Here is a 21,658-nt window from a genome sequence, read left to right on the forward strand (position 1 = left end):
GAGGGTCAGCGGGTCCCAGCGTTGGCTGCGTCGTTCAGCTGGGCGTTGTCCGCGACGATGACCACACGGTTGGAGTCGACGGAGAAGAACCCGCCGTCAACGCCAACGGTGATGCGGCTGCCGGACACCGGTTCGATGGCCAGCTCGCCCTCGGCCAGGATCGCCAGCACCGGCGCGTGGCCGGGAAGGATCCCGATTTCCCCGTCGGCAGTGCGTGCCTTGACCATCTTTGCCGGACCGGACCACACAAAGTGGTCGGCCGCGACAATCTCGACTTCGAGTTCAGCAGTGTCAGCCATGGGGCTTACTTCCCGGTCTGCTCTTGGATCTTCGCCCACTGACGCTCAACATCGTCCATGCCGCCAACGTTGAAGAAGGCCTGCTCGGCAATGTGGTCCACGTCGCCGTCGCAGATAGCCTTGAAGCCTTCGATGGTGTCCTTGACGGACACGGTCGAGCCCTCAACGCCGGTGAACTGCTTGGCGGTGTAGGTGTTCTGCGACAGGAACTGCTGGATGCGGCGTGCACGGGCGACGACGATCTTGTCTTCTTCGCCCAGTTCGTCAATGCCGAGGATGGCAATGATGTCCTGCAGTTCCTTGTTCTTCTGCAGGATCTGCTTGACGCGGACAGCCGTGTCGTAGTGCTCCTGGCCAACGTACTGCGGGTCGAGGATACGCGAGGTTGAAGTCAGCGGATCCACGGCCGGGTACAGGCCTCGGGATGCGATTTCACGGGAAAGTTCCGTGGTGGCATCCAGGTGCGCGAAGGTGGTGGCCGGAGCCGGGTCGGTGTAGTCATCAGCCGGGACGTAGATGGCCTGCATCGAGGTGATGGAGTGGCCCTTCGTCGAGGTGATGCGCTCCTGCAGCAGACCCATCTCGTCAGCCAGGTTGGGCTGGTAGCCCACGGCGGAAGGCATGCGGCCCAGCAGGGTCGACACCTCGGAACCGGCCTGGGTGAAGCGGAAGATGTTGTCGATGAAGAGCAGCACGTCCTGGTTCTGGACATCGCGGAAGTATTCCGCCATGGTCAGGCCGGACAGTGCAACGCGCAGACGCGTTCCCGGCGGCTCATCCATCTGGCCGAATACAAGGGCGGTGTCCTTCAGGACGCCTGCCTCTTCCATTTCAACCCAGAGGTCGTTGCCTTCACGGGTACGCTCGCCAACACCGGCGAACACCGAGGTACCACCGAAGTTGCGGGCAACACGGGTGATCATTTCCTGGATCAGAACGGTCTTGCCGACGCCGGCGCCGCCGAACAGGCCGATCTTTCCACCCTTGATGTACGGGGTGAGAAGGTCGATGACCTTGATGCCGGTTTCCAGCATCTCGGTGGATCCCTCAAGGTCCGCGAAGTTCGGGGCCTTGCGGTGGATCGGCCAGCGCTCGTTGATTTCCAGCTGCTCGGCCGGAACGTCCAGCGGCTCACCGAGCACGTTGAAGATGTGGCCCTTGACGCCGTCACCAACGGGAACGGAGATCGGAGCACCGGTGTCCACCACGGCTGCGCCGCGGACCAGGCCGTCGGTGGCCTGCAGGGAGATGGCGCGGACGAGGTTGTCACCCAGGTGCTGGGAGGTCTCGAACGTGATGGTCTTGGTCTCACCGTTGAGCGTCAGCTCGGTGGTGAGTGCGTTGTAGATGGTGGGGATTGCGTCAGCCGGGAATTCGACGTCGACAACCGGGCCAATGACACGGGCGATACGGCCTGTGGCGCCCGGGGCTACGGAGGTTGCTCCGTGCTCGGCAGTTTGGGCAGTCATCTCTCTCACTTCACTCAGTTAGATGGCGTGTGGACTAAGTATTTTCTGGTGGATCTCTTCGATAAGCGGGCTAGGAAGCGCTGAGCGCGTCCGCACCTGCCACGATCTCGGAGAGTTCCTGGGTGATTTCAGCCTGACGGGCGTTATTGCGAAGTCGCGTGTACTTCTTAATAAGTTCGGAGGCGTTGTCCCCTGCGGATTTCATGGCGCGCTGGCGGGCTGCGAGCTCGGAAGCTGCGGCCTGGAGCATAGCTGCGAAGATGCGCGACTCGATGTAGCGCGGCAGCAGTGCGTCAAGGACCTGTTCCGGTTCGGGCTCGTACTCGTAGAGGGGCAGGATGTCCGATTCGGACGGTGCTTCCTCTTCGACTACTTCCAGCGGCAGCAGGCGGATTACCGCAGGTTCCTGGACAACCATGGACTTGAAGCGCGTGAATACGATGTGGATTTCGTCCACGCCGCCGTCTTCGTAGGCCGTATTGAAGTCATCGAGGAGTGTCTTGCCGATTTCACGGGCGGTCTCGAACTCGGGCGCATCCGTACCGCCGGTCCACACGCGTTCGTAGGCGCGGTCGCGGAAGTCGTAGTACGCCTGGGCCTTGCGTCCCACCAGGTACGTCTTGACCTCTTTGCCCTCTTCACGGAGCAATTCGTTCAGCGATTCGCTCTGCTTCAGGACTCCGGCGGAGTACGATCCGGCAAGACCGCGGTCAGAAGTCATGATCACTACTGCGGCCCGGCGGATCTGCTCCGGCTCGGTAGTCAGCGGGTGATCGATTTCCGACTGGGACGCCACAGCAGAAACGGCACGGGTGATCGCATTGGAATAAGGCAGCGCCGCGGCAACGCGGGTGCGGGCCTTTCCAATGCGAGAGGCAGCAATCAGCTCCATCGCCTTGAAGATCTTCTGCATCGACGTGGTCGAGGCGATCTTCTGGCGGTAGACCCGAATTTGGGCTCCCATACTTTTCCTTTCGGTTCCTAGTTGAGACTAGGGGCTAAGGCAATGGCCAAGGGTTCCGCGGCCGGCTTGCACCGGCCGCGGAACTCTAAGCCGCTAGCGCTTCTGCTTGACGATCTTTTCCTGGTCGACTGCGTCCTCGTCCAGAGCCGAAGCTTCTTCGTGGCCGGCAGCAACCATGCGGTTGTCACCCTCGCCGAAGAAGCCCTGCTTGAAGTCGGTGATGAGCGTCTTGAGTTCGTCAACCGTTGAGTCTTCGAGCTTGTTGGTCTCGGCCAGAACGGTCATGACCTTCGAAGAGTGGCGGACGTGGTCAAGGAACTCGGATTCGAAGCGGCGAACATCTTCCACCGGAACGTCATCGAGGAAGCCGTTCGTACCGGCCCAGATGGAGACAACCTGGTCTTCAACGGGGTACGGCGCGTACTGGCCCTGCTTGAGCAGTTCCATCAGGCGTGCACCGCGGGTCAGCTGCTGGCGGGAAGCCGCATCCAGGTCCGAGGCGAACATGGCGAATGCCTGCATGTCGCGGTACTGAGCCAGTTCCAGCTTCAACGTACCGGAAACCTTCTTCATGGCCTTCTGCTGTGCCGCACCGCCAACGCGGGAGACGGAGATACCAACATCCACGGCGGGGCGCTGGTTGGCGTTGAAGAGGTCCGACTGCAGGAAGATCTGGCCGTCGGTGATGGAGATGACGTTGGTCGGGATGTAGGCCGAGACGTCGTTTGCCTTGGTCTCGATGATCGGCAGGCCGGTCATCGAACCTGCGCCGAGCTCGTCGGAGAGCTTTGCGCAACGCTCCAGCAGGCGGGAGTGCAGGTAGAAGACGTCGCCCGGGTAGGCTTCGCGTCCCGGCGGGCGGCGCAGCAGCAGCGACACGGCACGGTAGGCTTCAGCCTGCTTCGAGAGGTCATCAAAGATGATCAGGACGTGCTTGCCGCCGTACATCCAGTGCTGGCCGATAGCCGAGCCGGCGTACGGTGCCAGGTACTTGAAGCCTGCGGGGTCAGATGCCGGGGAGGCCACGATGGTGGTGTACTCCATGGCGCCTGCATCTTCGAGGGTCCGCTTGATCTCGGCGATCGTGGACGCCTTCTGGCCGATGGCCACGTAGATGCAGCGCACCTGCTTCTCCGCGTCACCCGAAGCCCAGTTGGCCTTCTGGTTCAGGATGGTGTCGACGGCGATAGCGGTCTTGCCGGTCTTGCGGTCACCAATGATCAGCTGGCGCTGGCCGCGGCCGATCGGGATCATCGCGTCGATGGCCTTCAGGCCGGTCTGAAGCGGTTCGTGAACCGACTTACGCTGGGTAACACCCGGTGCCTGCAGTTCCAGTGCGCGGCGTGCCTCAGCCTGGATCGGTCCCATGTCGTCCAGGGGCTCGCCCAGGGGATCGACGACGCGGCCGAGGAAGGCATCCCCAACGGGGACGGACAGGACTTCACCGGTGCGGTGAACTTCCTGGCCTTCTTCAATTCCGCCAAAGTCGCCGAGGACAACGACACCGATTTCACGGGTGTCGAGGTTCTGGGCCAGGCCCAGCGTGCCGTCCTCAAACCGAAGCAGCTCGTTCGCCATAACGGAGGGCAGGCCCTCCACACGGGCAATGCCGTCGCTGGCGGTGGTTACGCGGCCAACTTCAACGCGCTCTGCGTTTCCGGGTTCGTAGGACGCCGCAAATTCATTCAACGCATTACGGACGTCGTCGGCGTTGATGGTCAATTCGGCCATCTGCAGTCCCTGCTCTCCTATGTTGTGATCATCGCTTCGTGCCGATGACCTTCGATTGGTTCTCAAATGTTTCTCATGGCCCGGTAAGCCACAAAGGGTGGCTAGACCGCGAGCTTCCGGCGGAGTTCCGACAAACGGGTTACCACGGTGGAATCGACGACTTCATCGCCCACCGTAACCCGGATGCCCCCGACGATCGAGGGATCAACGGTTGCGTTGATCTTCAGCTCGCGCCCGTACAGACCGTTCAGAGACGCCTGCAGGCGTGCCCGCTGCTCATCGGTGAGTGGCCGGCTGGTGCGCACTTCGGCGATCCACCGCTGCTGCCGTCCGGCAACCAGTTCAAGGAACCGGGTGACCAGGGCGGTCGGGCGGAGTCCACGCGGAGCGGTGACAGCCTGACGGATCAGTACCTTCGCAGCGTCGGAGCTGCCCGGCACCAGTTTCTCTGCCAGCTCTGCCCGTGCCTGCAGGCTTGCCTGCGGGTTGGACAGTGCTCGCTGCACCTCATGGCTGGCTGCCACGGTCTCGTTGAAGGCGAAAAGTTCGCTCTCAAGTGCTTCAAGGCCGGCTGAACCGGGACCCTTGTTTTCCGCGACCGCGGAGACAACCGTTGCAGCCAGGGTTTCCAGAGCATCCCCGAGGTCGCGCGGTGTGCGCCACCGGGATTCAACCAAAGAAGCAACAATCTGCTCGGCGTCGGCCGAAACCTTGCCGCCAACCAGTTTGGAGACCAGGGCTGCCTTCTCATGGCCATCACGAGCCGGATCAGTCAGGGCCCGCAGCAGGCCGGTCTGGCCGTCCAGGAGGCCCAGGATTCCAAAGAGTTCCTCGGCGAGGCCGAGGGTCGCGTTGGGAAGGCGTGCTTCCAACTGACCCTGGGCCGCTGCCAGTGACTCGCTCGATATACCTGCCATTACTGAACCGCACCTGCGTTCTGCGAGGTTTCCAGCTCATCCAGGAAACGGTCAACCACGCGGGCGGAGCGTGCGTCGTCGGCGAGGGACTCGCCAACGATCTTGCTTGCCAGCTCGGTGGCCAGGGTTCCTACCTCGGCGCGGAGCGAGACAACTGCTGCCTGGCGCTCGGCTTCGATGGTCACCTGGGACTGTTCCATGATGCGTGCCGATTCGGCAGCAGCCTTTGCCTTCAGGTCGGCGAGAATCTGAGCGCCTTCAGCGCGCGCTTCCTCACGGATCCGGTTGGCTTCGGTGCGTGCGTCGATCAGCTGCTGCTTGTACTCGTCGAGGGCAGCGCTGGCTTCAGCCTGTGCTGCCTCGGCCTTGGCAAGTCCGCCTTCGATGGCCTCGGTACGTTCTGCATACGTCTTCTCGAACATCGGGACGACGAACTTGACGACGATGAACATCAGCACGGCGAAGCCAAGCAGTGTTACCAGGATCTCCCAGATGTTTGGGATCAGAGGATTAGCGCCTTCAGCGGCGGCGAGGATTACTGCCTCGTTCATTTCTCATCCGTCCTATCTACTTGGTGTGGGAAATACGCGCTGACGTTAGAGGACGAACGCGAAAACCAGACCAAGGATGGCGAGGGCTTCGGTCAGGGCCAGGCCCAGGAAGGCGATCGGCTGCAGGACGCGCTGTGCTTCGGGCTGGCGTGCAACACCGTTGATGTAAGCGGCGAAGACGAGGCCCACACCGATTGCACCGCCGATTGCCGAGAGGCCGTAGCCGATGAGGTTCAGGGAGCCGGAGATTTCACCAGTCATTGGTATTTCCTTTCAAGATGCCCGCAGGCAGGTTGTTTGGTTCAGGGGGTTCCCCGCTAAGGGGAGGTTTTAGTGGTCCGCGGCTGCTACTGAGCCTTGGATGTAGATCGCAGTCAGCAGGGTGAAGACGTACGCCTGCAGGCACTGGATCAAAACTTCGAACAAGAACATTCCGACGCCGCCAACCAGGGTCAGTGCGCCGAGCGGCTTGAGCAGGCCTTCGGCCTCCAGCAGGAGGAACTCGGTGCCCGACGCAGCCAGCATGATGATCAGGTGGCCTGAGAGCATCGTGGCGAAGAGTCGGAGGCTGTGGGTGATCGGGCGGACCAGGAAGGTCGAGATGATTTCGATCAGGACCACCAGCGGCAGAATGAACACCGGAACACCGGAAGGAACGGTGGCGTACTTGAAGTACTTGATGCCGTGCTTCTTGATGCCCAGGATGATCCAGGTGAAGTACACGATGGCGGCCAGCGCGTACGCGGTGCCTACGTGGGAGGTGGTCGGCAGCTGGGCCAGCGGGATACTGCCCCACAGGTTGTTCAGCAGGATGAAGAAGAACAGCGAGAACAGCAGCGGAACAAAGGGACGGAAGTCCTTTTCACCGATGATGTCGCGGCCGATCGAGTTGCGGACCAGGTTGTAGCTGAACTCGCCCAGGAACTGCAGGCGGCCCGGTACAAGCTGCCGCTTCCGTGCGGCAGCAATAAAGAACCAGCTGATCAGGGCAACGGACAGGAGGATAAGCAGCATCTGCTTTCCAAAGCCCTCGCCGTACTCGGCGCCCCAGGGAAGGATCTCAGGGAGGTGCATTTCATCGAGGGTTGGTGCAACAAACCCCTCTTCATTGGCGGCGGGAAGCGCAAGCGCGATCAACGCGTTTCCTCTCTGCTTTGTCCATCGTTGGGCATTTCATTGGCGGGGGCATGTGGCATGCATCCGTTTACTAAGTTGTGTGACATTGCTTCGTCTAACCCTCATCCGGCCGTTCTCCGCCCGTAGGCGGTTTTGGCTTAGTGGAAGTGAGCCCGTGGGCGGCGGCGACGTAAAAACCGCTCAGCCCGCCCAGGGCGAAACCTGCAAAAAGAATCCAGCGGGTCCCCAGAAGACTGTCCAGCCCCCACCCTATCAAACCAAGGGCAATGATTCCGGACAGGACATATTGGAGGATTGCGCGGCGCTTGCTCAGCGGGGCTTCAAACGCAGCGGGAACCTGTCCGGCTGCATTCTTCTTTGATTTCGCTGCCACCTCAGGCTCCTTTCGCGGCGTCGTCTGTAGGCGCTGACACATCGTTGTAAATCAGCTGGCGCGTGCGGGAAAACGCACGGATTTCGGCGACCTGCCAAATCACTACGGTGCCGAGGGCAGCAAAAGCGAACCAGGGGCGCTCGAGCCATTCAGGCACGCCCACGCTCCAGAGGGCCACCGCGAAACCGACAACCTTGACGGCATATGTCACGGCGAACATTCCTATGGCGCCTGACGGGTTCTTCCGTCCCACTACATGTCCGACTACGAGGCTGAGCCCGAAGAACAGGGCGATGAGGCCCCAGCCGGCGGCAACGCTCGCGGCACCGGCAGGTCCCGGACCAGCGATCAGTGCGGCCGCTGCTGCGGCGGCGGCAGGGATGCCGGTCCAGGCAAGGGACATCCCCAGGATGCGGAGCCAGGGCGCGTCTGTGGGCCCGGAAGCACTGATCCGCTTAGCGCGTGCGCCGTCGGCTTGGCTCATGGCTGAAGGATCATCCTTGCGATGTGGGGAAAACGGCTGTGGGAAAAGCTAGTGGGGACGCAGCTCTGTACGTCGCACCGCTTGAATTCTACAGTACATAGAACTGCGCTGTGACATCCGTGCGGGCGACAGTCAGCTTCGTGCTGCCCGGAAGGGCATCACGTGCGTGCCCGCTGCCGGAAGTGCGCGGCAATCCTTGGAGAGGCCAGGTACAGGCAGGAAACGGCAATCACTAACACGGTGCCCGCCGCCGTCGTACCCCAGCCGGTCCCTCCGGTAACCAGGCCGGTGCCGCCCACGAGTACGGTGCACAGTGTCACCAGGGACGCAGACTGGACGTGGCTGAAACCTTCGTCGGTGAGCCGCTGGTAAACATGCTGGCGGTGGGCGGCATACCACCGCTCGCCGCGCCAGATCCTGCGCACCAGCGTGGTGAAGGCATCCAGCAGGTAGATCAGGATGGGGAAGAGCAGGTACTCGATGTAGACGCCGGCGAGGAACGCGGCAACAGCGGTCCCCGCGATGGCTGCGCCCAGCAGGTAGCTGCCGACGTCGCCCATAAAGACCGATCCGCGGCCCAGGTTCCAGGGCAGGAAGGCCGCGAAGGCCGCAGCGATCACGGACCCCGCGGCGATGAGCCACACCTGGTCCGAGAGGACGCCCGCCATGGCATAGAGGACACCGACCGCCAGCCCGTGCAGGCCGGAGATGCCGTTGACGCCATCCATGAAGTTGGCCACGTTGATGTAGCCGGCGATGACGAGGGTTCCCACCGGGACCCACCAGAAGCTCTGGCCCAGCGCGGCGGCCAGGGCCGTGGTTCCGGCGGCGCCGATTGCCAGCTGCAGTCCAAACCGGGCCAGCACGGAGAGGCCGCGGAAGTCCTCCACCCAGCCCAGCAGCGATGCCGAGGCGATGATGCCGATCAGCAGGAGGACCAGTGAGCGGTCCACCGCCACATAGCCGGTCAGCAGGGCCGTTGCGAGGCCAACCAGTACTCCCGCAGCAATGGTGGCGCCCACGCCCCTGATGACGGTCTTGGTGTGGGATGAACGCTCATTGGGCACATCCACGACCCCCAGCCGGCGCAGCAGCGGAATAAACGCGAAGGGCAGCAGCAGGCTCGCCAGGAACGCGGCTGCGGCTGAAGCGGCAAGGGCCATCAGCCGGTCCGCCGATCGCCCTGCCCGGTTCCGTCCTGGATATCCGCCAGTCGCAGTGCTGCCGTATCAGGAAGCGGGAAGAGCGCAGTGGCTGCTCCGCCGGCAGTCTCCGCGGCGGCCGCCGGTCCGAAGCCGCACCGCCGCAGCCAGTCCTCGGCGTCGAGTTCCTCCGGGTCCAGGACATCCACGGATGCATGGGAGATCTTCGGGTGAAGCGGCCGGGAATCGTCCTCGCCGGTGCCCACCAGGATTTCGTGGAGCTTTTCGCCTTTCCGGAGTCCGGTAAAGACAATATCTATGTCCTTCCCGGACATGGCGATCATGCGTCGCGCAACATCCAGGATCTTGACCGGCTCGCCCATGTCCAGGATGAGCACCTCTCCCCCGCGCCCGATTGCGCCGGCCTGGATCACCAGCTGGCACGCCTCGGGGATGGTCATGAAGAACCGCGTCACCTCGGGGTCCGTCACCGTCACCGGTCCGCCCTGGCGGATCTGTTCGGTGAACAGCGGCAGCATGGATCCCCGGCTGCCAATGACGTTTCCGAACCGGACCGAAACAAAACGCCGTCCGCTGCGCCCAGCCATCCATGCGGTGAGCTTCTCCGCCACGCGCTTTGAATGTCCCAGCACTGTGGTTGGGTTAGCTGCCTTGTCCGTTGAAATGTTGACGAAGTGGCTGACGCCGGCCTTCTGCGCCGAGCGCAGGACGTTCGCCGTGCCAAGCACGTTGGTCTTCCATGCTTCCAGCGGGTACTGCTCCAGCAGTGAAACATGCTTGAGCGCGGCAGCATGGAAAACTACGTCGGGGCGGCGCTGGGCAAAAACCTCGTCCAGTGCCCGCGCGTCCCGGATGTCCGCGAGGACCGTGTCCCGGCCGTTGAGCAGGCCCTGGCCGGTTATGGACAGCTGGGTGAGCTGGAGCCCGGTTTCGTCACGGTCCACCATGATCAGCTCGCTCGGCTCGAAAGCCGTGATCTGGCGGCACAGCTCCGAACCGATGGATCCGCCGGCACCGGTGACCAGGACCTTCTTTCCCTTGAGGTAGCCGGCCACTTCGTCCACGTGGATGTCCACGGGCCGGCGGCCAATGAGGTCCTCGACGGCGACTTCCCGGAAATCGGTCAGGCCGGCGCCTGTGCCCTTTGCCAGCATGTCCCGGAGCGGGGGAAGCACCATCACCCGGAGGTTCAGGCCTTCTGCCTGGTCCGTGACCTGGCGCACCTGGGACGCGTCTGCGTCACCGATCGCGATGATGAGCACTGTGGCACGGGTCCGCTGTGCTGCCTCGCGCAGGTCGGTGAGCCTCCCCACCACGGGAACGGTGCCAAGCCTCAGGTGTTTCTTGGCCGGATCGTCGTCGATCAGGCCTACGGGGTAATACGGGGATTCCGGATCGTTCATCATCCGTGTGACAAGTGAGTTGCCCAGGAAGCCCGCGCCGTAGATCAGGGTCCGGTGTGCTTCCTCGCCGGGACGCGCCTTGCTTTCAACGTACATCCGCTTCATATAGCGGATGGCAGCCATGAACAGGCAGGCGAACGGGAATGCCAGGACGCCGGTGCTGCGGGGAATGTCTAGCGCGAGGCCAAAGAGCGCACTCACGAGGACCAGGATTGCCGAGACCACGATCGTAACGACGGCCAGCAGGCGCATCTCATGGAAGCTGCCGAAGCTGTACCGCCCGCGGTACAGGGCGAACGAGTACCCCACCACGAGCTGGGTCACCACGGCCACGCCGCAGAATGCGGCCAGGCCGGACACGTTGATCTCGTCCACGGACAGCTCGTAACGCAGGATCAGAGCCAGGACAATGGCCACCACCCAGGCCAGTGAGTCCAGCACATATTGGGACCAGAGCCAGAGCGCCGGCTTCTCGTCCCTGACCGGGGTGGTTCTGTCCCTGCTTGAATCGTTCATAGTCCTCAGCGGGCCTGCGCCCGGTTCGCGTCTAGGTTGTAAGCGGTCCTGCCATGCCGCAGGCACGGCAGGGCGTCCAATCCGGTGTAATAGACTGAATTCTATTCAGCATACTAACTGCACCCCCTTGAACGTCCGGCACCGCCGGGGTATCGGGGCGGAGCCGTGAAAGGAACGTCTTGCCGGAATCAGTGGCCGTTGCAGCGGTGACATTCGACCGCCCCGATGACGTCAAGACCCTCCTCGGGGCCCTGGCCGCGCAGTCGGCCGGCGTCTCTACGGTGGCCTTGGTGGACTCCGGCACGAGCCCGGTCAAGGACATCGCCGAGTCTTCAGCCGCGAACGTGAACTACGTCCGTTCGGAGACGAACCTGGGCGGCGCGGGCGGCTTCTCCCTGGCGATCCTCACCGCAATGGCTTCCGGCGCCGATTGGATCTGGATCATGGATGACGATGCGCATCCGGAAGACCCGGGCTGCCTGCAGGCACTGCTCGACGGCGCTAATGAACGCGGGCTGGATGTCATCCTTCCGCTCGTGGTTGCCCCCGGCAAACCCGACACCCTCTCCTTCCACTTCCGGGTTGACGGCCGCCTCACCCATGACCGGGCAGAGGTCGCCAAGGCCGGGTTCATTCCCGGGGTGGGCCACTTCTTCAACGGCGCGCTGATCCGCCGCGACGTCTTCTTCCGCGTTGGCCTGCCGGACCTCAGGCTCTTCATCCGCGGCGACGAGACGGACTTCATGATCCGGCTCCGCAAGGCAGGCATTCCCTTCGGCACCCTGACCTCGGTGGCACTGAGCCACCCGGCCGCATGGTCCGAGGTCCAGGAAATCCTCGGCGGGCGCCTGCACGTCCTGGTCCCTGACACTGAGTTCAAGCGCTTCTTCTTCTACCGCAACCGCGGACACCTGACGCGCAGGTACCGGCGGGTCCGTTCCCTCGCGGCGGACGCTGTTGGCTACCCCATCCACTTCGCACGTACCCGTGACCTGCGCGGGTTCAGGTCCTGGCTGCGTGCCTACGCCGGCGGATTCCGCGGCAAAACCTTCGGGCCGCCGTCGGACCAGGGCTTTTAGCGTGTCAGCAACGGCAGCGGGAATCGGCGGCCTGGCACTGGTAGTCGTGACCTTCAACAGGTCCGGCTACCTGCGCGGCCTGCTTGAATCCGTGGCAGCACTGGATCCCGCACCGGAGCGCGTGGTGGTGGTGGACAACGCCAGCACCGATGACACCGCTGCGTACCTCGACTCCGCCGCGGCCGGGTTCCCGGTGCCGCTGACAGTGGTCACCCTCACGGAGAACACCGGCGGTTCCGGTGGATTCTCTGCCGGAATCCAGGCTGCGCTCGAACTGGGTGCGCAATGGCTGTGGCTGATGGACGACGACGTCGAGGCCCTCCCGGGTGCCGTGGCCGCACTGGGAAAGTGGACAGGAACCTACGACTGCATTCACGGCAGGCGCTATGACGAAGCCGGGAACCCGTTCTTCTGGCAGCACCGGTTCATACCGCTGCTGGGCGTGCACGTGCCCGTCCGAGGCAACGTTTTCCGGGACAGCGCCGCCTTCGAGACCAATGTGGGCTGCTTCGAGGGCATGCTCATCAGTGCCGGGGCAGTGCGCGCAATCGGGCTTCCGGATCCGCGGTACTTCATCAACGGTGACGACGAGATCTACGGCTGGCTGGCTTCCCTGAACCACAAGGTCGCCTACGTTAACGACTTCGTGCTGCGCAAGGTACGCCCGCAGAAGCAGATTGATCTGGGCATCCGGCACCTCAATGATTCGAGCGACCTGAGCCGCTTCTGTGCCATGCGCAACCGCGGACACACTGCCGGCTACCTTCGCAGCCACGGCCGCTTCAACCGGGCCGGGTTCGCGGCCGGCACCCTCCTCACGGCAGCAAAGGAACTCCTGCGGCTCGCAGCCGTTGAGCACCGGTTCAGCGGAGCCGGTGCCCTGTGGCGGGGATGGCGGGAATCGCGGGCCATCCTCAGGGATGCCGCCTGGCAGCCCATGCCGCCACTGTCCGGGCCTTCGGGCCCAGCAGTTCCACGAGACCCCGAAACCGGCAGGATGGTCCTTTGAGCAGCAGTACACCCGCAGGGCAGGAACCCGTCTGGGCTGTCCTCGGCGCCAGCGGCTTCATCGGCAGTTCGCTCGAAGCAGTCCTCACCAGCGCCGGCATCACGGTGCGTTTCGTGAAGGCTCCCCGACTCAGGTCCCGGACCTTCGAGGTGTCGGGTATCCTCGCCGAGGCGGCCGCACTCCGGGACATCCGGCAGGACCTCGCCGGTGCACTTTCGGGAGCGGACGTCGTGATCAACGCGGCAGGCCTGGCCACACCCACCGGAGCCGACTCTCCCGAGCTGCGCGGCGCCAACGCACTGCTGCCCGTAGTCATCGCCGATGCCGCAGACGATGCCGGCGCCCGGCGCTTTATCCACCTCAGCAGTGCCGCCGTCCAGGGACACCGGCCGCTGCTGGATGAAAGCACGCAGGTGGAGCCGTTCTCCGCCTACTCCCGGTCCAAGGCACTCGGCGAGGCCGCACTGGGAGCACGGGTACCGGGAGGGTGCCCGGTAACCAGCCTCCGCGCCACGTCTGTGCAGGGTGCGTCGCGCCAAACCACGGCGTCCCTTGTCCGGGTGGCCTCCACCCCGCTCTCCTCCGTTGCCGGCCGGGGGAAGTCCCCCAGTCCGGTGAGCTCCGTGGACGCACTGTGCAGTTTCGTGCTGGCGGCGGGCCGGCATTCCGGCACCGTGCCGCCGGTCATCCTGCAGCCCTGGGAGGGTGCCACCGTGGCCTCCGTGCTCAGCGCCGCCGGCGGACGCAGTCCCCTGCACCTGCCGGTATGGCTGTGCCGTACGGCACTGCGGACCGGCTACCTGGTATCGGGACTGTGCGGTGAGCGCATGCACGGAACACTGCGCCGGGTGGAAATGATGTGGTTCGGCCAGCGGCAGGCACCGGGCTGGGCCGAGGCAACCGGAAACGTACCGGAGCCGCGCGTCCACCAGGTCCTTGAGGCTGCTCGCAAACTCTCTTAAAAGAAGCAGCCTCCGGACCGCTGCCGTGAAGCTGCGGTCCGGAGGCTGCTGCGGACGGGTATCCGGGATTCCCGCGGACGGCCTAGGACTCCGGAGACGCCGGCGCCTCGCTGCCGGCATCGGCCGGAACGCCCGGCCCGGCGCTCTCAGCGGCCGGCTCTTCGCCCAGCCCCAGCACGGACGGCACTACGGCCCGGAGCTCGTCCAGGCTGACAGCGCCGTCGCGCACTACGCGCAGCACGGGACCGGTGGCGTCAACGATCGTCGACGGAATTCCCTCGCTGCCTTCAGCGGGACGCGGCCCTGCTTCCAGGTAGACTTCCACGGATTCGGCCAGCTGGGCCTGTGCCTCGGCCGCGGTCTGCGCCGCGGGCTGACCCGTGCGGTTGGCAGACGAGACAGCCATGGGGCCGGTCAGCGCCAGGAGATCCAGCGCAATTTCGTCGTCGGGCATTCGCAGCGCCACCGTGCCCTTGGTGTCTCCCAGATCCCACGTCAGCGAAGGCTGGGCATGGAAAATGAGGGTCAGTCCGCCCGGCCAGAAGGCTTCGGCGAGGGCACGGGCTTCGTCCGGGACATCCACGGCCAGCCCGTCCATCGTCTGGAGCCGCGGCACCAGGACGGGTGGCGGCATGGACCGTCCACGGCCCTTCGCCGCCAGCAGCGTAGCCACCGCCTGCGGTGAGAAGGCATCGGCGCCGATTCCGTACACCGTATCGGTGGGGAGCACGATGCACTGCCGGTTGGCGATGGCCTGCTGCGCGGCAGCTAGTCCGGCACTGCGGGTATCAGTATCTGTGCAGTCAAAGCTGGTGGTCACGGGGCTATTCTTTCACGTCGGGAAGAGTGGTTGGGGTTGCTGACCGGACTGCCGAGGTGGCCCTGGGACGGTCATTCAGGTCATTGTGGGAAGCGACGTCCTGCCACGCCGGATCCGCTGCGAGCCGTTCGGCGATGGTGCCGGCCTGCACTTCGGCATGTTCCATCACGAAGTAGCCGCCCGGTTTGAGCAGCCGCGCCGCAGTCCTGGCAGCGGCGTCGGGAAGCTCCATCCCGTCCTCTCCCCCACCGTAGAGGGCCATGGCCGGATCGTGGTCAGCGGCTTCCGGCTCGTTGGGAACGGCGCCGGCGGGAATGTAGGGAGGGTTGGAGGCGACGACGTCGAAGGTGCCTTCCTGCCCCGCCAGCGCTGTCCGGAGGTCACCTTCAAGCACCAGGACGCCAAGGGGTTCAAGGTTCCTGCGTGCCCAGGCGAGGGCCAGCGGGCTCAGTTCCACCGCGACGACCTGTGCGCCCGGAACCTCTGCCGCCACGGACCCGGCAATGGCGCCGGACCCGGTGCCGAGGTCTGCGACCCGGGCCGGAGCCGGCACCACGAGCGCATGGTCGATGGCCAGCTGCGCCACGGTTTCGGTTTCCGGCCGCGGCACGAAAACCCCGGGCCCCACCGCAAGTTCCAGGCGGCGGAAGTATGCCTTGCCGGTGAGGTGCTGCAGCGGAATCCGGCGGGCGCGTTCGGCAACCAGTTCTGCATAGCCTTCCGGTGCCGCGGCATCCGTGAAGGCAAGCGCCTTCACCCTGCCCACGCTCTCGCCGAGCAGGTGCGCTGCCAGCAGCTCCGCGTCCACCCGGGGGCTTGGCACTCCGGCAGCGGCCAGTTCCGCGGCCGCGTCGCGCAGGGCCGTCTCCAGGGAGGGCACTGCGTTGCCTAGGCTTCGTCGCCGATTGCGTCCAGGCGGGCCTGCTCATCCATTTCGATGGCAGCCTGGACAACGGCTTCCAGGTCACCGTTCATGACGGTGTCCAGGTTGTAGGCCTTGTAGCCGGTGCGGTGGTCCACAATCCGGTTTTCCGGGTAGTTGTAGGTGCGGATGCGCTCGGAACGGTCCATCGTGCGGATCTGGGATTTGCGGATATCCGAGTTCGCGGCGTCGATCTTTTCCTGCTCGTGGGCCAGGATGCGGGAACGCAGCACTCGCATGGCCGCTTCACGGTTCTGCAGCTGGGACTTCTCGTTCTGCATGGCCACCACAATGCCGGTCGGCAGGTGGGTGATGCGCACGGCGGAGTCGGTGGTGTTCACGGACTGCCCGCCCGGGCCGGAGGAACGGTAGACGTCGATCTTCAGGTCATTCTGGTTGATCTCGACTTCTTCGGGCTCATCCACTTCGGGCAGCACCAGTACGCCGGCGGCAGACGTGTGGATGCGGCCCTGGGACTCGGTGACGGGAACGCGCTGCACGCGGTGCACGCCGCCTTCATACTTCAGGCGGGCGTAGACGCCCTCGGCCGGATCGTTGGAGGAACCCTTGATGGCCATTGACACGTCCTTGAAGCCACCAAGGTCCGATTCGGTGGCGGAGATGATCTCCGTGCGCCAGCCGCGGGACTCCGCGTAGCGGGTGTACATACGCAACAGGTCTCCGGCGAACAGGGCCGCTTCGTCGCCGCCTTCACCGCCCTTTACCTCAATGATGACATCGCGGCCGTCGTTGGGGTCACGCGGAATCAGCAGGCGGCGGAGCTTCTCCTGGGCTTCGGCCAGCTGGTCCTTGAGCACGGGCACCTCGGCGGCGAATTCTGGGTCCTCGGCTGCCATTTCCTGGGCGGCAGCGAGGTCGTCTTCCAGTCCGTGCCAGGAGTTATAGGCATCGACAATACGGCTCAGCTCGGCGTAGCGGCGTCCCAGCCGGCGTGCCAGCCCCTGGTCCGCGTGCACGGCGGGGTCGGAGAGCCGCATCTGGAGTTCGGCGTGCTCATCCAGCAGTCCCTGTATGGACTCAAACATTGTTTTCCATTCCTTCTTCGCGCCGTGGGATGCTCGCCTGTGTTCGCGGATCCCGCTGCTGTCTTAGAACCATTCTCGCCCCGGGCGGCAGCTGGAAATAATCGGCTGCCGCTTCGCTGCGGTTAACTGCCAAGCCGCCCAGGCCCCCGGGTCCTCCTGGAGAGGGCCGGGGGCATGAGCGGCTCGGTGGGGCAGCTAATCGTTCTTAGTGCCCAGGGTGGTCTTCTGCACCTGCATCAGGAACTCAACGTTGGACTGGGTCTCCTTGATCTTGCCGGTGAGCAGTTCAAGTGCCTGCTGCGTGTCCAGGCCCGAAAGCACGCGGCGCAGGCGCCACATGATCTTGACCTCTTCAGCCGAAAGCAGGTTCTCTTCGCGCCGGGTTCCCGAGGCGTTGACGTCCACGGCCGGGAAGATGCGCTTGTCCGCGAGGTTGCGGGAGAGGCGCAGTTCCATGTTGCCGGTACCCTTGAACTCTTCGAAGATGACCTCGTCCATCTTGGACCCGGTCTCGACGAGCGCGGTGGCCAGGATGGTCAGTGAGCCACCGTTTTCGATGTTCCGGGCAGCACCGAAGAAACGCTTCGGCGGGTACAGCGCGGAGGAATCCACGCCGCCGGAGAGGATACGCCCCGACGCCGGAGCCGCCAGGTTGTAGGCACGGCCCAGGCGGGTCATCGAGTCCAGCAGGACCACGACGTCGTTGCCCATCTCCACGAGGCGCTTGGCCCGCTCAATGGCGAGTTCGGCAACTGTGGTGTGGTCATCGGCCGGACGGTCGAAGGTGGAGGCAATGACCTCGCCCTTGACCGTGCGCTGCATGTCGGTGACTTCTTCGGGACGTTCGTCCACGAGGACCATCATCAGGTGCACTTCGGGGTTGTTGATGGAGATCGCGTTGGCGATCGCCTGCAGGATGAGCGTCTTGCCGGCCTTCGGCGGGGAGACGATCAGACCGCGCTGGCCCTTGCCGATCGGGGCAACCAGGTCAATGACACGGGGGCCGATGACCTTGGGCGAGGTCTCCAGGCGCAGGCGCTCGGACGGGTAGAGCGGAACAAGCTTGTTGAACTCGACCCGGTCCTTGTTGTCCTCGGCGGGCTTGCCGTTGACGGAGGTCAGGCGGACCAGTGCGTTGAACTTCTGGCGTGCCGAGTTGCCCTGGTTCTCGCCTTCGCGCGGAGCGCGGATGGCGCCAACCACCGCATCGCCCTTGCGCAGGTTGTACTTCTTGACCTGGGCGAGGGAAACGTAGACGTCATTCGGGCCGGGCAGGTAGCCGGAGGTGCGGACGAACGCGTAGTTCTCCAGGACATCCAGGATGCCTGCGACGGGCAGCAGGACGTCGTCCTCGGTGACCTCGACGTCGTCAACCTCGGGGCTGCGGTCGCGGTTGCGGCGCCGCTCGTTGCGGTCGCGGAACCTGTCATTGCGGTCACCGCGGTCATTGCGGTCGTTCCGGTTGCGGTTGCGGCGGTTGCGTCCGCTGCGGCTGTTGTCATCGCCGTCGGCATCGCGGTCGCTGCGGTCGTTCCGGTTGTTCTCGCGGTCGTTCCGGTTACCGTCGCGGTCGTTCTTCTCGCCGCGGTCGCCGCGGTCGCCGCGGTTGCGGCTGCGGCCCGAACGCTCGTTCCGGTCATCCTCGCGGGATTCGCGGGACTCCCGTCCGGCTTCGCCCTTCTCTGCCTTGTCCTGGGAAGGAGCGGCCTCGGCCGAGCCTTCCTCGGCGGTGTTCTCGCTGTCGCTGCGGCGGTTGCGGCGGTTCCGGCCGCGCTCGCGCTGGCCTTCTTCCCGGCCGTTTTCCTGTGCCGGAGCGGCTGCAGGGGCTTCGGCGGGTGCTGCTTCAGCGGTTTCGCTGCCGGCCGGAGAGACGACGCCGTCGCTCGCTGCACGGCGGTTGCGGTTGCGGGTGCGGGACGGACGCTCAGCGGCCTTCTCGCCCTCGGCTTCAGCCGGGGCAGCGGCGGCGGCTTCCTGGGCCGGGCGCTCCGCCACGGCCTTGTCCGCCTGCGGTGCCTCTGCCTTCGAACCGCGGACCGGACGGTCTGCTACGGCTCCGCCGCGCTGGTGGTTCGAGATGGCGGTAACCAGGTCGCCCTTGCGCATGCGGGATCCGCCGGTGATTCCCAGCTGTCCGGCCAGTGCCTGCAGCTGTGCAAGCTTCAGGCCGGCAAGGCCGGAGCTCTTGGAATTCGATTCACCGTTGGAACCGGCGGATGCTGATGAGTCCACACCTGCAGTCAGGTCGGTGGTATCTGTCACGAAGGATCCTTCCCCCTCGTCGGGCGGTCCGGCATGGATGCCGGCCGCGTTGAATGGCCCTGGAACCGATGATCTGACATGCGGTCCAGGGTTCACCTGCTGCGGGGAATCCCGGCAACGGTGAAATCTGCTGGTGCCTTGTTTGGAGAGTCCACGGGATACGGCAGCCAGGCTGCCGGAAAACGCGTGGATCAGATAATCGTTCGACTGACCGTTTCTTGGCAGTCTCCGGAAGGCTACACCGATGCTTGCATTTCCGCGGGTGGACTTTACCCTGCCGTCCGAATTGTTATGAAGGCTGCTTAGCCGCCAGCACCTGGGCTGGAAACTGCAGATCAGTCATTTCATCCGGTCATGAGGAGCAAGCCACGGTGGTCCACAGAACGGGACGACCTGCCGGTGGAAGCACAAATACGGTTGCATACCGATTTTCGGGTATTTACCGCTGGTGCAGTACCACTCTAGCACCATCTCGGTCCACGCCAAGCCGAAGCACACGCCAATTCCCGCTGCTTTCCCCGCCCAGGCGGGCAGCAAGGAACGCTTCGGCGGCATCCGCCTGTTCCGTTCCGGAAGCCAGGACCATCACGGTGGGCCCCGCCCCGGATACCACGGCGGCAAAGCCGGCGGTGCGGAGGGACGCAATCAGTTCGGCGCTGGGCGCCATGGCCGGCGCACGGTACCCCTGGTGCAGGAAGTCCTCGGTTCCTTCGCGGAGCAGCGACGGGTCCGCGGTAAGGGCCTGCATCAGCAGCGCCGCCCGTCCGGAGTTCGCTGCCGCATCGCGGTGCGGCACCATGGCGGGCAGCAGCCCGCGCGCGCTCTCAGTCGACAGCTCCGTGGCGGGTACGGCGGCTACCGGGATGATGTCCGGATGCACGTCCGCGCGGACGGACCGGAAGACACCGTCCTCTTCCCAGGAGACCGCCAGCGCACCGGCGAGGGCGGGAGCCACGTTGTCCGGGTGTCCTTCCAGCGCCGAGCAGGCATGCAGCAGTCCGGCAGCGTCCAGGCGTGCGGAAGCCGGAAGCAGTGCGTTGCCGGCGAGGACGCCGGAGACGATCGCCGACGCCGAAGAGCCGAGGCCGCGGCCGTGCGGAATGACGTTCTCGCATTCGAGCTCGAACCCGCCCGCGGCGTATCCCGCGCTCCGGATCGTGTCCACTATGGTCCGGGCAACAAGGTGCGTACCATCCGTGGGCAGCACTGCTTCGCCCTCGCCGCTCACGCGCACCCGGATCCCGTCCGAGTCCGTGGTGCGCACGCGCACGGTGTCGTACAGGGTGACGGCGAGGCCCAGGGAGTCGAAGCCCGGCCCCAGGTTTGCGCTGGTTGCCGGGACCCGGACGCTGAGGTCCTGTCCCGCGGCAACCCGCGAAGCCGAAGGGGTATCCGCGTGCTGGAATTCCACCTGCATGCCCGGCTAGCGGGCTTCAGCCGGGGCGGACTCTTCGAGCCCCAGGGCAGCGGCAACACTGACGACGTCGAAGTCCACCTTCGTGGGTTCAACATCGGACCCGTCTGCGGTGCGGAGGGCCCACTGCGGGTCCTTCAGGCCGTGGCCGGTGACGGTGATGACGATCTTCTTGCCCGTGGGGGCCTCGCCGGCGGCATGCTTCTTCAGCAGGCCTGCCACGCCGGCTGCGGAGGCCGGTTCCACGAAGACGCCCTCGCGGGAGGAGAGCCAGCGGTGCGCTTCGAGGATCTCGGTGTCCGAGACGGCTTCAATAAGCCCGCCGGACTCGTCGCGGGCAGCGATCGCCTGGTCCCAGGAAGCGGGGTTGCCAATGCGGATGGCGGTGGCGATGGTGTCCGGGTCCGTGACCGGGTGGCCTTTGACCAGCGGAGAAGCGCCTTCAGCCTGGAAGCCCCACATAACCGGGGTCTTGGTGGCAACCGGTGCCAGCTCGGTACCGGCCTGGTTGGTCCACGGCTGGGCGTATTCCCGGTAACCGCGCCAGTAGGCAGTGATGTTGCCTGCGTTGCCCACCGGCAGCAGGTGGTAGTCCGGGGCGTCGCCCAGGTAGTCCACAACCTCGAAGGAGGCGGTCTTCTGGCCTTCGATGCGGGCCGGGTTCACGGAGTTGACCAGGAACACCGGGTAGGCCTCGGCCAGCTTGCGGGCAACTTCGAGGCAGTTGTCGAAGTTGCCGTTGACCTGCAGCAGCTGCGCGCCGTGCGCGATGGCCTGGCTCAGCTTGCCCATGGAAATCTTGCCGTCCGGCACCAGCACGGCACAGGTAAGACCGGCCTGGGTGGCGTAGGCGGCGGCGGAAGCACTCGTATTGCCGGTGGAGGCACAGACCACGGCCTTTGCGCCGGCTTCCACTGCGGCGGTCATGGCCATGGTCATGCCGCGGTCCTTGAACGAACCGGTGGGGTTCATTCCTTCGACCTTGAGGTAGACCTCGTTGCCGGTCAGCTCGGAGAGTGCCTTCGCGTGGACCAGCGGGGTGCCGCCTTCACCGAGGGTGATGACCTCGGTCTTTTCGGTAACCGGGAGACGGTCGGCATATTCGCGGATAACGCCGCGCCATTGATGAGCCAAGGT

General features: G+C 64.8%; 21 protein-coding genes. 3 read left to right on the forward strand and 18 right to left on the reverse strand.

The genetic code is table 11. The features are described from left to right. Positions 1 to 5 precede the first annotated feature (5 nt). From ACSLGO_RS16350 to ACSLGO_RS16405, 12 genes are all read right to left on the reverse strand, one after another. A complete protein-coding gene (locus tag ACSLGO_RS16350; RefSeq protein ID WP_055239633.1) occupies positions 6 to 299 on the reverse strand; it encodes a F0F1 ATP synthase subunit epsilon in 294 nt (97 codons plus the stop codon). A 5-nt stretch (positions 300 to 304) separates the two neighbouring features. Then, the gene (gene atpD / locus ACSLGO_RS16355; protein ID WP_091603475.1) at positions 305 to 1,768 is read right to left on the reverse strand and encodes a F0F1 ATP synthase subunit beta; all 1,464 of its coding nucleotides are present in this window, start codon (positions 1,766 to 1,768) and stop codon (positions 305 to 307) included. Positions 1,769 to 1,838: 70 nt separating this feature from the next. Then, positions 1,839 to 2,732, reverse strand: a complete 894-nt coding sequence (locus ACSLGO_RS16360) for a F0F1 ATP synthase subunit gamma (protein ID WP_091603472.1) — start codon at positions 2,730 to 2,732, stop codon at positions 1,839 to 1,841. Between the two features lie 93 nt (positions 2,733 to 2,825). Then, on the reverse strand, positions 2,826 to 4,463 hold the full coding sequence (gene atpA / locus ACSLGO_RS16365; protein WP_091603469.1) for a F0F1 ATP synthase subunit alpha: 1,638 nt from the start codon (positions 4,461 to 4,463) through the stop codon (positions 2,826 to 2,828). A 101-nt stretch (positions 4,464 to 4,564) separates the two neighbouring features. Then, a complete protein-coding gene (locus ACSLGO_RS16370) occupies positions 4,565 to 5,380 on the reverse strand; it encodes a F0F1 ATP synthase subunit delta (RefSeq protein ID WP_263127153.1) in 816 nt (271 codons plus the stop codon). After that, positions 5,380 to 5,931, reverse strand: a complete 552-nt coding sequence (locus ACSLGO_RS16375; RefSeq protein ID WP_091603459.1) for a F0F1 ATP synthase subunit B — start codon at positions 5,929 to 5,931, stop codon at positions 5,380 to 5,382. The genes ACSLGO_RS16370 and ACSLGO_RS16375 overlap by 1 nt, the downstream gene beginning before the upstream one ends. A gap of 45 nt (positions 5,932 to 5,976) precedes the next feature. Further along, the gene (atpE, locus tag ACSLGO_RS16380; protein ID WP_026555392.1) at positions 5,977 to 6,192 is read right to left on the reverse strand and encodes an ATP synthase F0 subunit C; all 216 of its coding nucleotides are present in this window, start codon (positions 6,190 to 6,192) and stop codon (positions 5,977 to 5,979) included. A gap of 69 nt (positions 6,193 to 6,261) precedes the next feature. Next, positions 6,262 to 7,068: a F0F1 ATP synthase subunit A gene (gene atpB, locus ACSLGO_RS16385; protein ID WP_436401496.1), complete on the reverse strand. Its 807-nt coding sequence runs from the start codon at positions 7,066 to 7,068 to the stop codon at positions 6,262 to 6,264. 94 nt (positions 7,069 to 7,162) lie between these two features. Then, positions 7,163 to 7,441, reverse strand: a complete 279-nt coding sequence (locus ACSLGO_RS16390) for a hypothetical protein (RefSeq protein ID WP_436401497.1) — start codon at positions 7,439 to 7,441, stop codon at positions 7,163 to 7,165. Position 7,442: 1 nt separating this feature from the next. Beyond that, positions 7,443 to 7,925 (reverse strand): hypothetical protein, encoded by a 483-nt coding sequence (locus ACSLGO_RS16395; RefSeq protein WP_436401498.1) that lies wholly within the window; start codon positions 7,923 to 7,925, stop codon positions 7,443 to 7,445. 158 nt (positions 7,926 to 8,083) lie between these two features. After that, the gene (locus tag ACSLGO_RS16400; RefSeq protein ID WP_386884952.1) at positions 8,084 to 9,088 is read right to left on the reverse strand and encodes an MraY family glycosyltransferase; all 1,005 of its coding nucleotides are present in this window, start codon (positions 9,086 to 9,088) and stop codon (positions 8,084 to 8,086) included. Further along, entirely contained in the window at positions 9,088 to 11,007 is a 1,920-nt protein-coding gene (locus tag ACSLGO_RS16405) for a polysaccharide biosynthesis protein (protein ID WP_091603443.1), read from the reverse strand. Before ACSLGO_RS16405 ends, ACSLGO_RS16400 begins: the two co-directional genes overlap by 1 nt. Positions 11,008 to 11,186: 179 nt before the next feature. Between ACSLGO_RS16405 and ACSLGO_RS16410 the strand changes: the two genes are divergently transcribed. Genes ACSLGO_RS16410 through ACSLGO_RS16420 form a run of 3 tightly spaced genes read left to right on the forward strand, consistent with a single transcriptional unit; the run spans position 11,187 to position 14,057 of the window. Next, positions 11,187 to 12,086, forward strand: coding sequence for a glycosyltransferase (locus tag ACSLGO_RS16410; RefSeq protein ID WP_436401499.1), 900 nt, complete (start codon positions 11,187 to 11,189; stop codon positions 12,084 to 12,086). A gap of 1 nt (position 12,087) precedes the next feature. Further along, positions 12,088 to 13,095 (forward strand): glycosyltransferase, encoded by a 1,008-nt coding sequence (locus ACSLGO_RS16415; protein ID WP_436401500.1) that lies wholly within the window; start codon positions 12,088 to 12,090, stop codon positions 13,093 to 13,095. Then, positions 13,092 to 14,057, forward strand: coding sequence for an NAD-dependent epimerase/dehydratase family protein (locus tag ACSLGO_RS16420; RefSeq protein WP_436401501.1), 966 nt, complete (start codon positions 13,092 to 13,094; stop codon positions 14,055 to 14,057). The genes ACSLGO_RS16415 and ACSLGO_RS16420 overlap by 4 nt, the downstream gene beginning before the upstream one ends. Positions 14,058 to 14,139: 82 nt before the next feature. Here the strand turns inward: ACSLGO_RS16420 and ACSLGO_RS16425 are convergent, their stop codons facing one another. The 6 genes from ACSLGO_RS16425 to thrC form a co-directional block, all read right to left on the reverse strand. Then, positions 14,140 to 14,877: an L-threonylcarbamoyladenylate synthase gene (locus ACSLGO_RS16425; protein WP_387004746.1), complete on the reverse strand. Its 738-nt coding sequence runs from the start codon at positions 14,875 to 14,877 to the stop codon at positions 14,140 to 14,142. Between the two features lie 4 nt (positions 14,878 to 14,881). Then, positions 14,882 to 15,757, reverse strand: coding sequence for a peptide chain release factor N(5)-glutamine methyltransferase (gene prmC / locus ACSLGO_RS16430; RefSeq protein ID WP_436401502.1), 876 nt, complete (start codon positions 15,755 to 15,757; stop codon positions 14,882 to 14,884). A gap of 8 nt (positions 15,758 to 15,765) precedes the next feature. Next, positions 15,766 to 16,845: a peptide chain release factor 1 gene (gene prfA / locus ACSLGO_RS16435; protein WP_091603428.1), complete on the reverse strand. Its 1,080-nt coding sequence runs from the start codon at positions 16,843 to 16,845 to the stop codon at positions 15,766 to 15,768. Positions 16,846 to 17,040: 195 nt separating this feature from the next. Further along, positions 17,041 to 19,107 (reverse strand): transcription termination factor Rho, encoded by a 2,067-nt coding sequence (rho, locus tag ACSLGO_RS16440; protein WP_436401503.1) that lies wholly within the window; start codon positions 19,105 to 19,107, stop codon positions 17,041 to 17,043. A 439-nt stretch (positions 19,108 to 19,546) separates the two neighbouring features. After that, complete coding sequence (thrB, locus tag ACSLGO_RS16445; RefSeq protein WP_226802279.1) at positions 19,547 to 20,518, reverse strand: homoserine kinase; 972 nt, start codon at positions 20,516 to 20,518, stop codon at positions 19,547 to 19,549. 12 nt (positions 20,519 to 20,530) lie between these two features. Then, complete coding sequence (thrC, locus tag ACSLGO_RS16450; RefSeq protein ID WP_091603418.1) at positions 20,531 to 21,655, reverse strand: threonine synthase; 1,125 nt, start codon at positions 21,653 to 21,655, stop codon at positions 20,531 to 20,533. Between the last annotated feature and the right edge of the window lie 3 nt (positions 21,656 to 21,658).

It is taken from the genome of Arthrobacter sp. IK3, assembly GCF_051337705.1.
GTDB lineage: Bacteria > Actinomycetota > Actinomycetes > Actinomycetales > Micrococcaceae > Arthrobacter_B > Arthrobacter_B koreensis.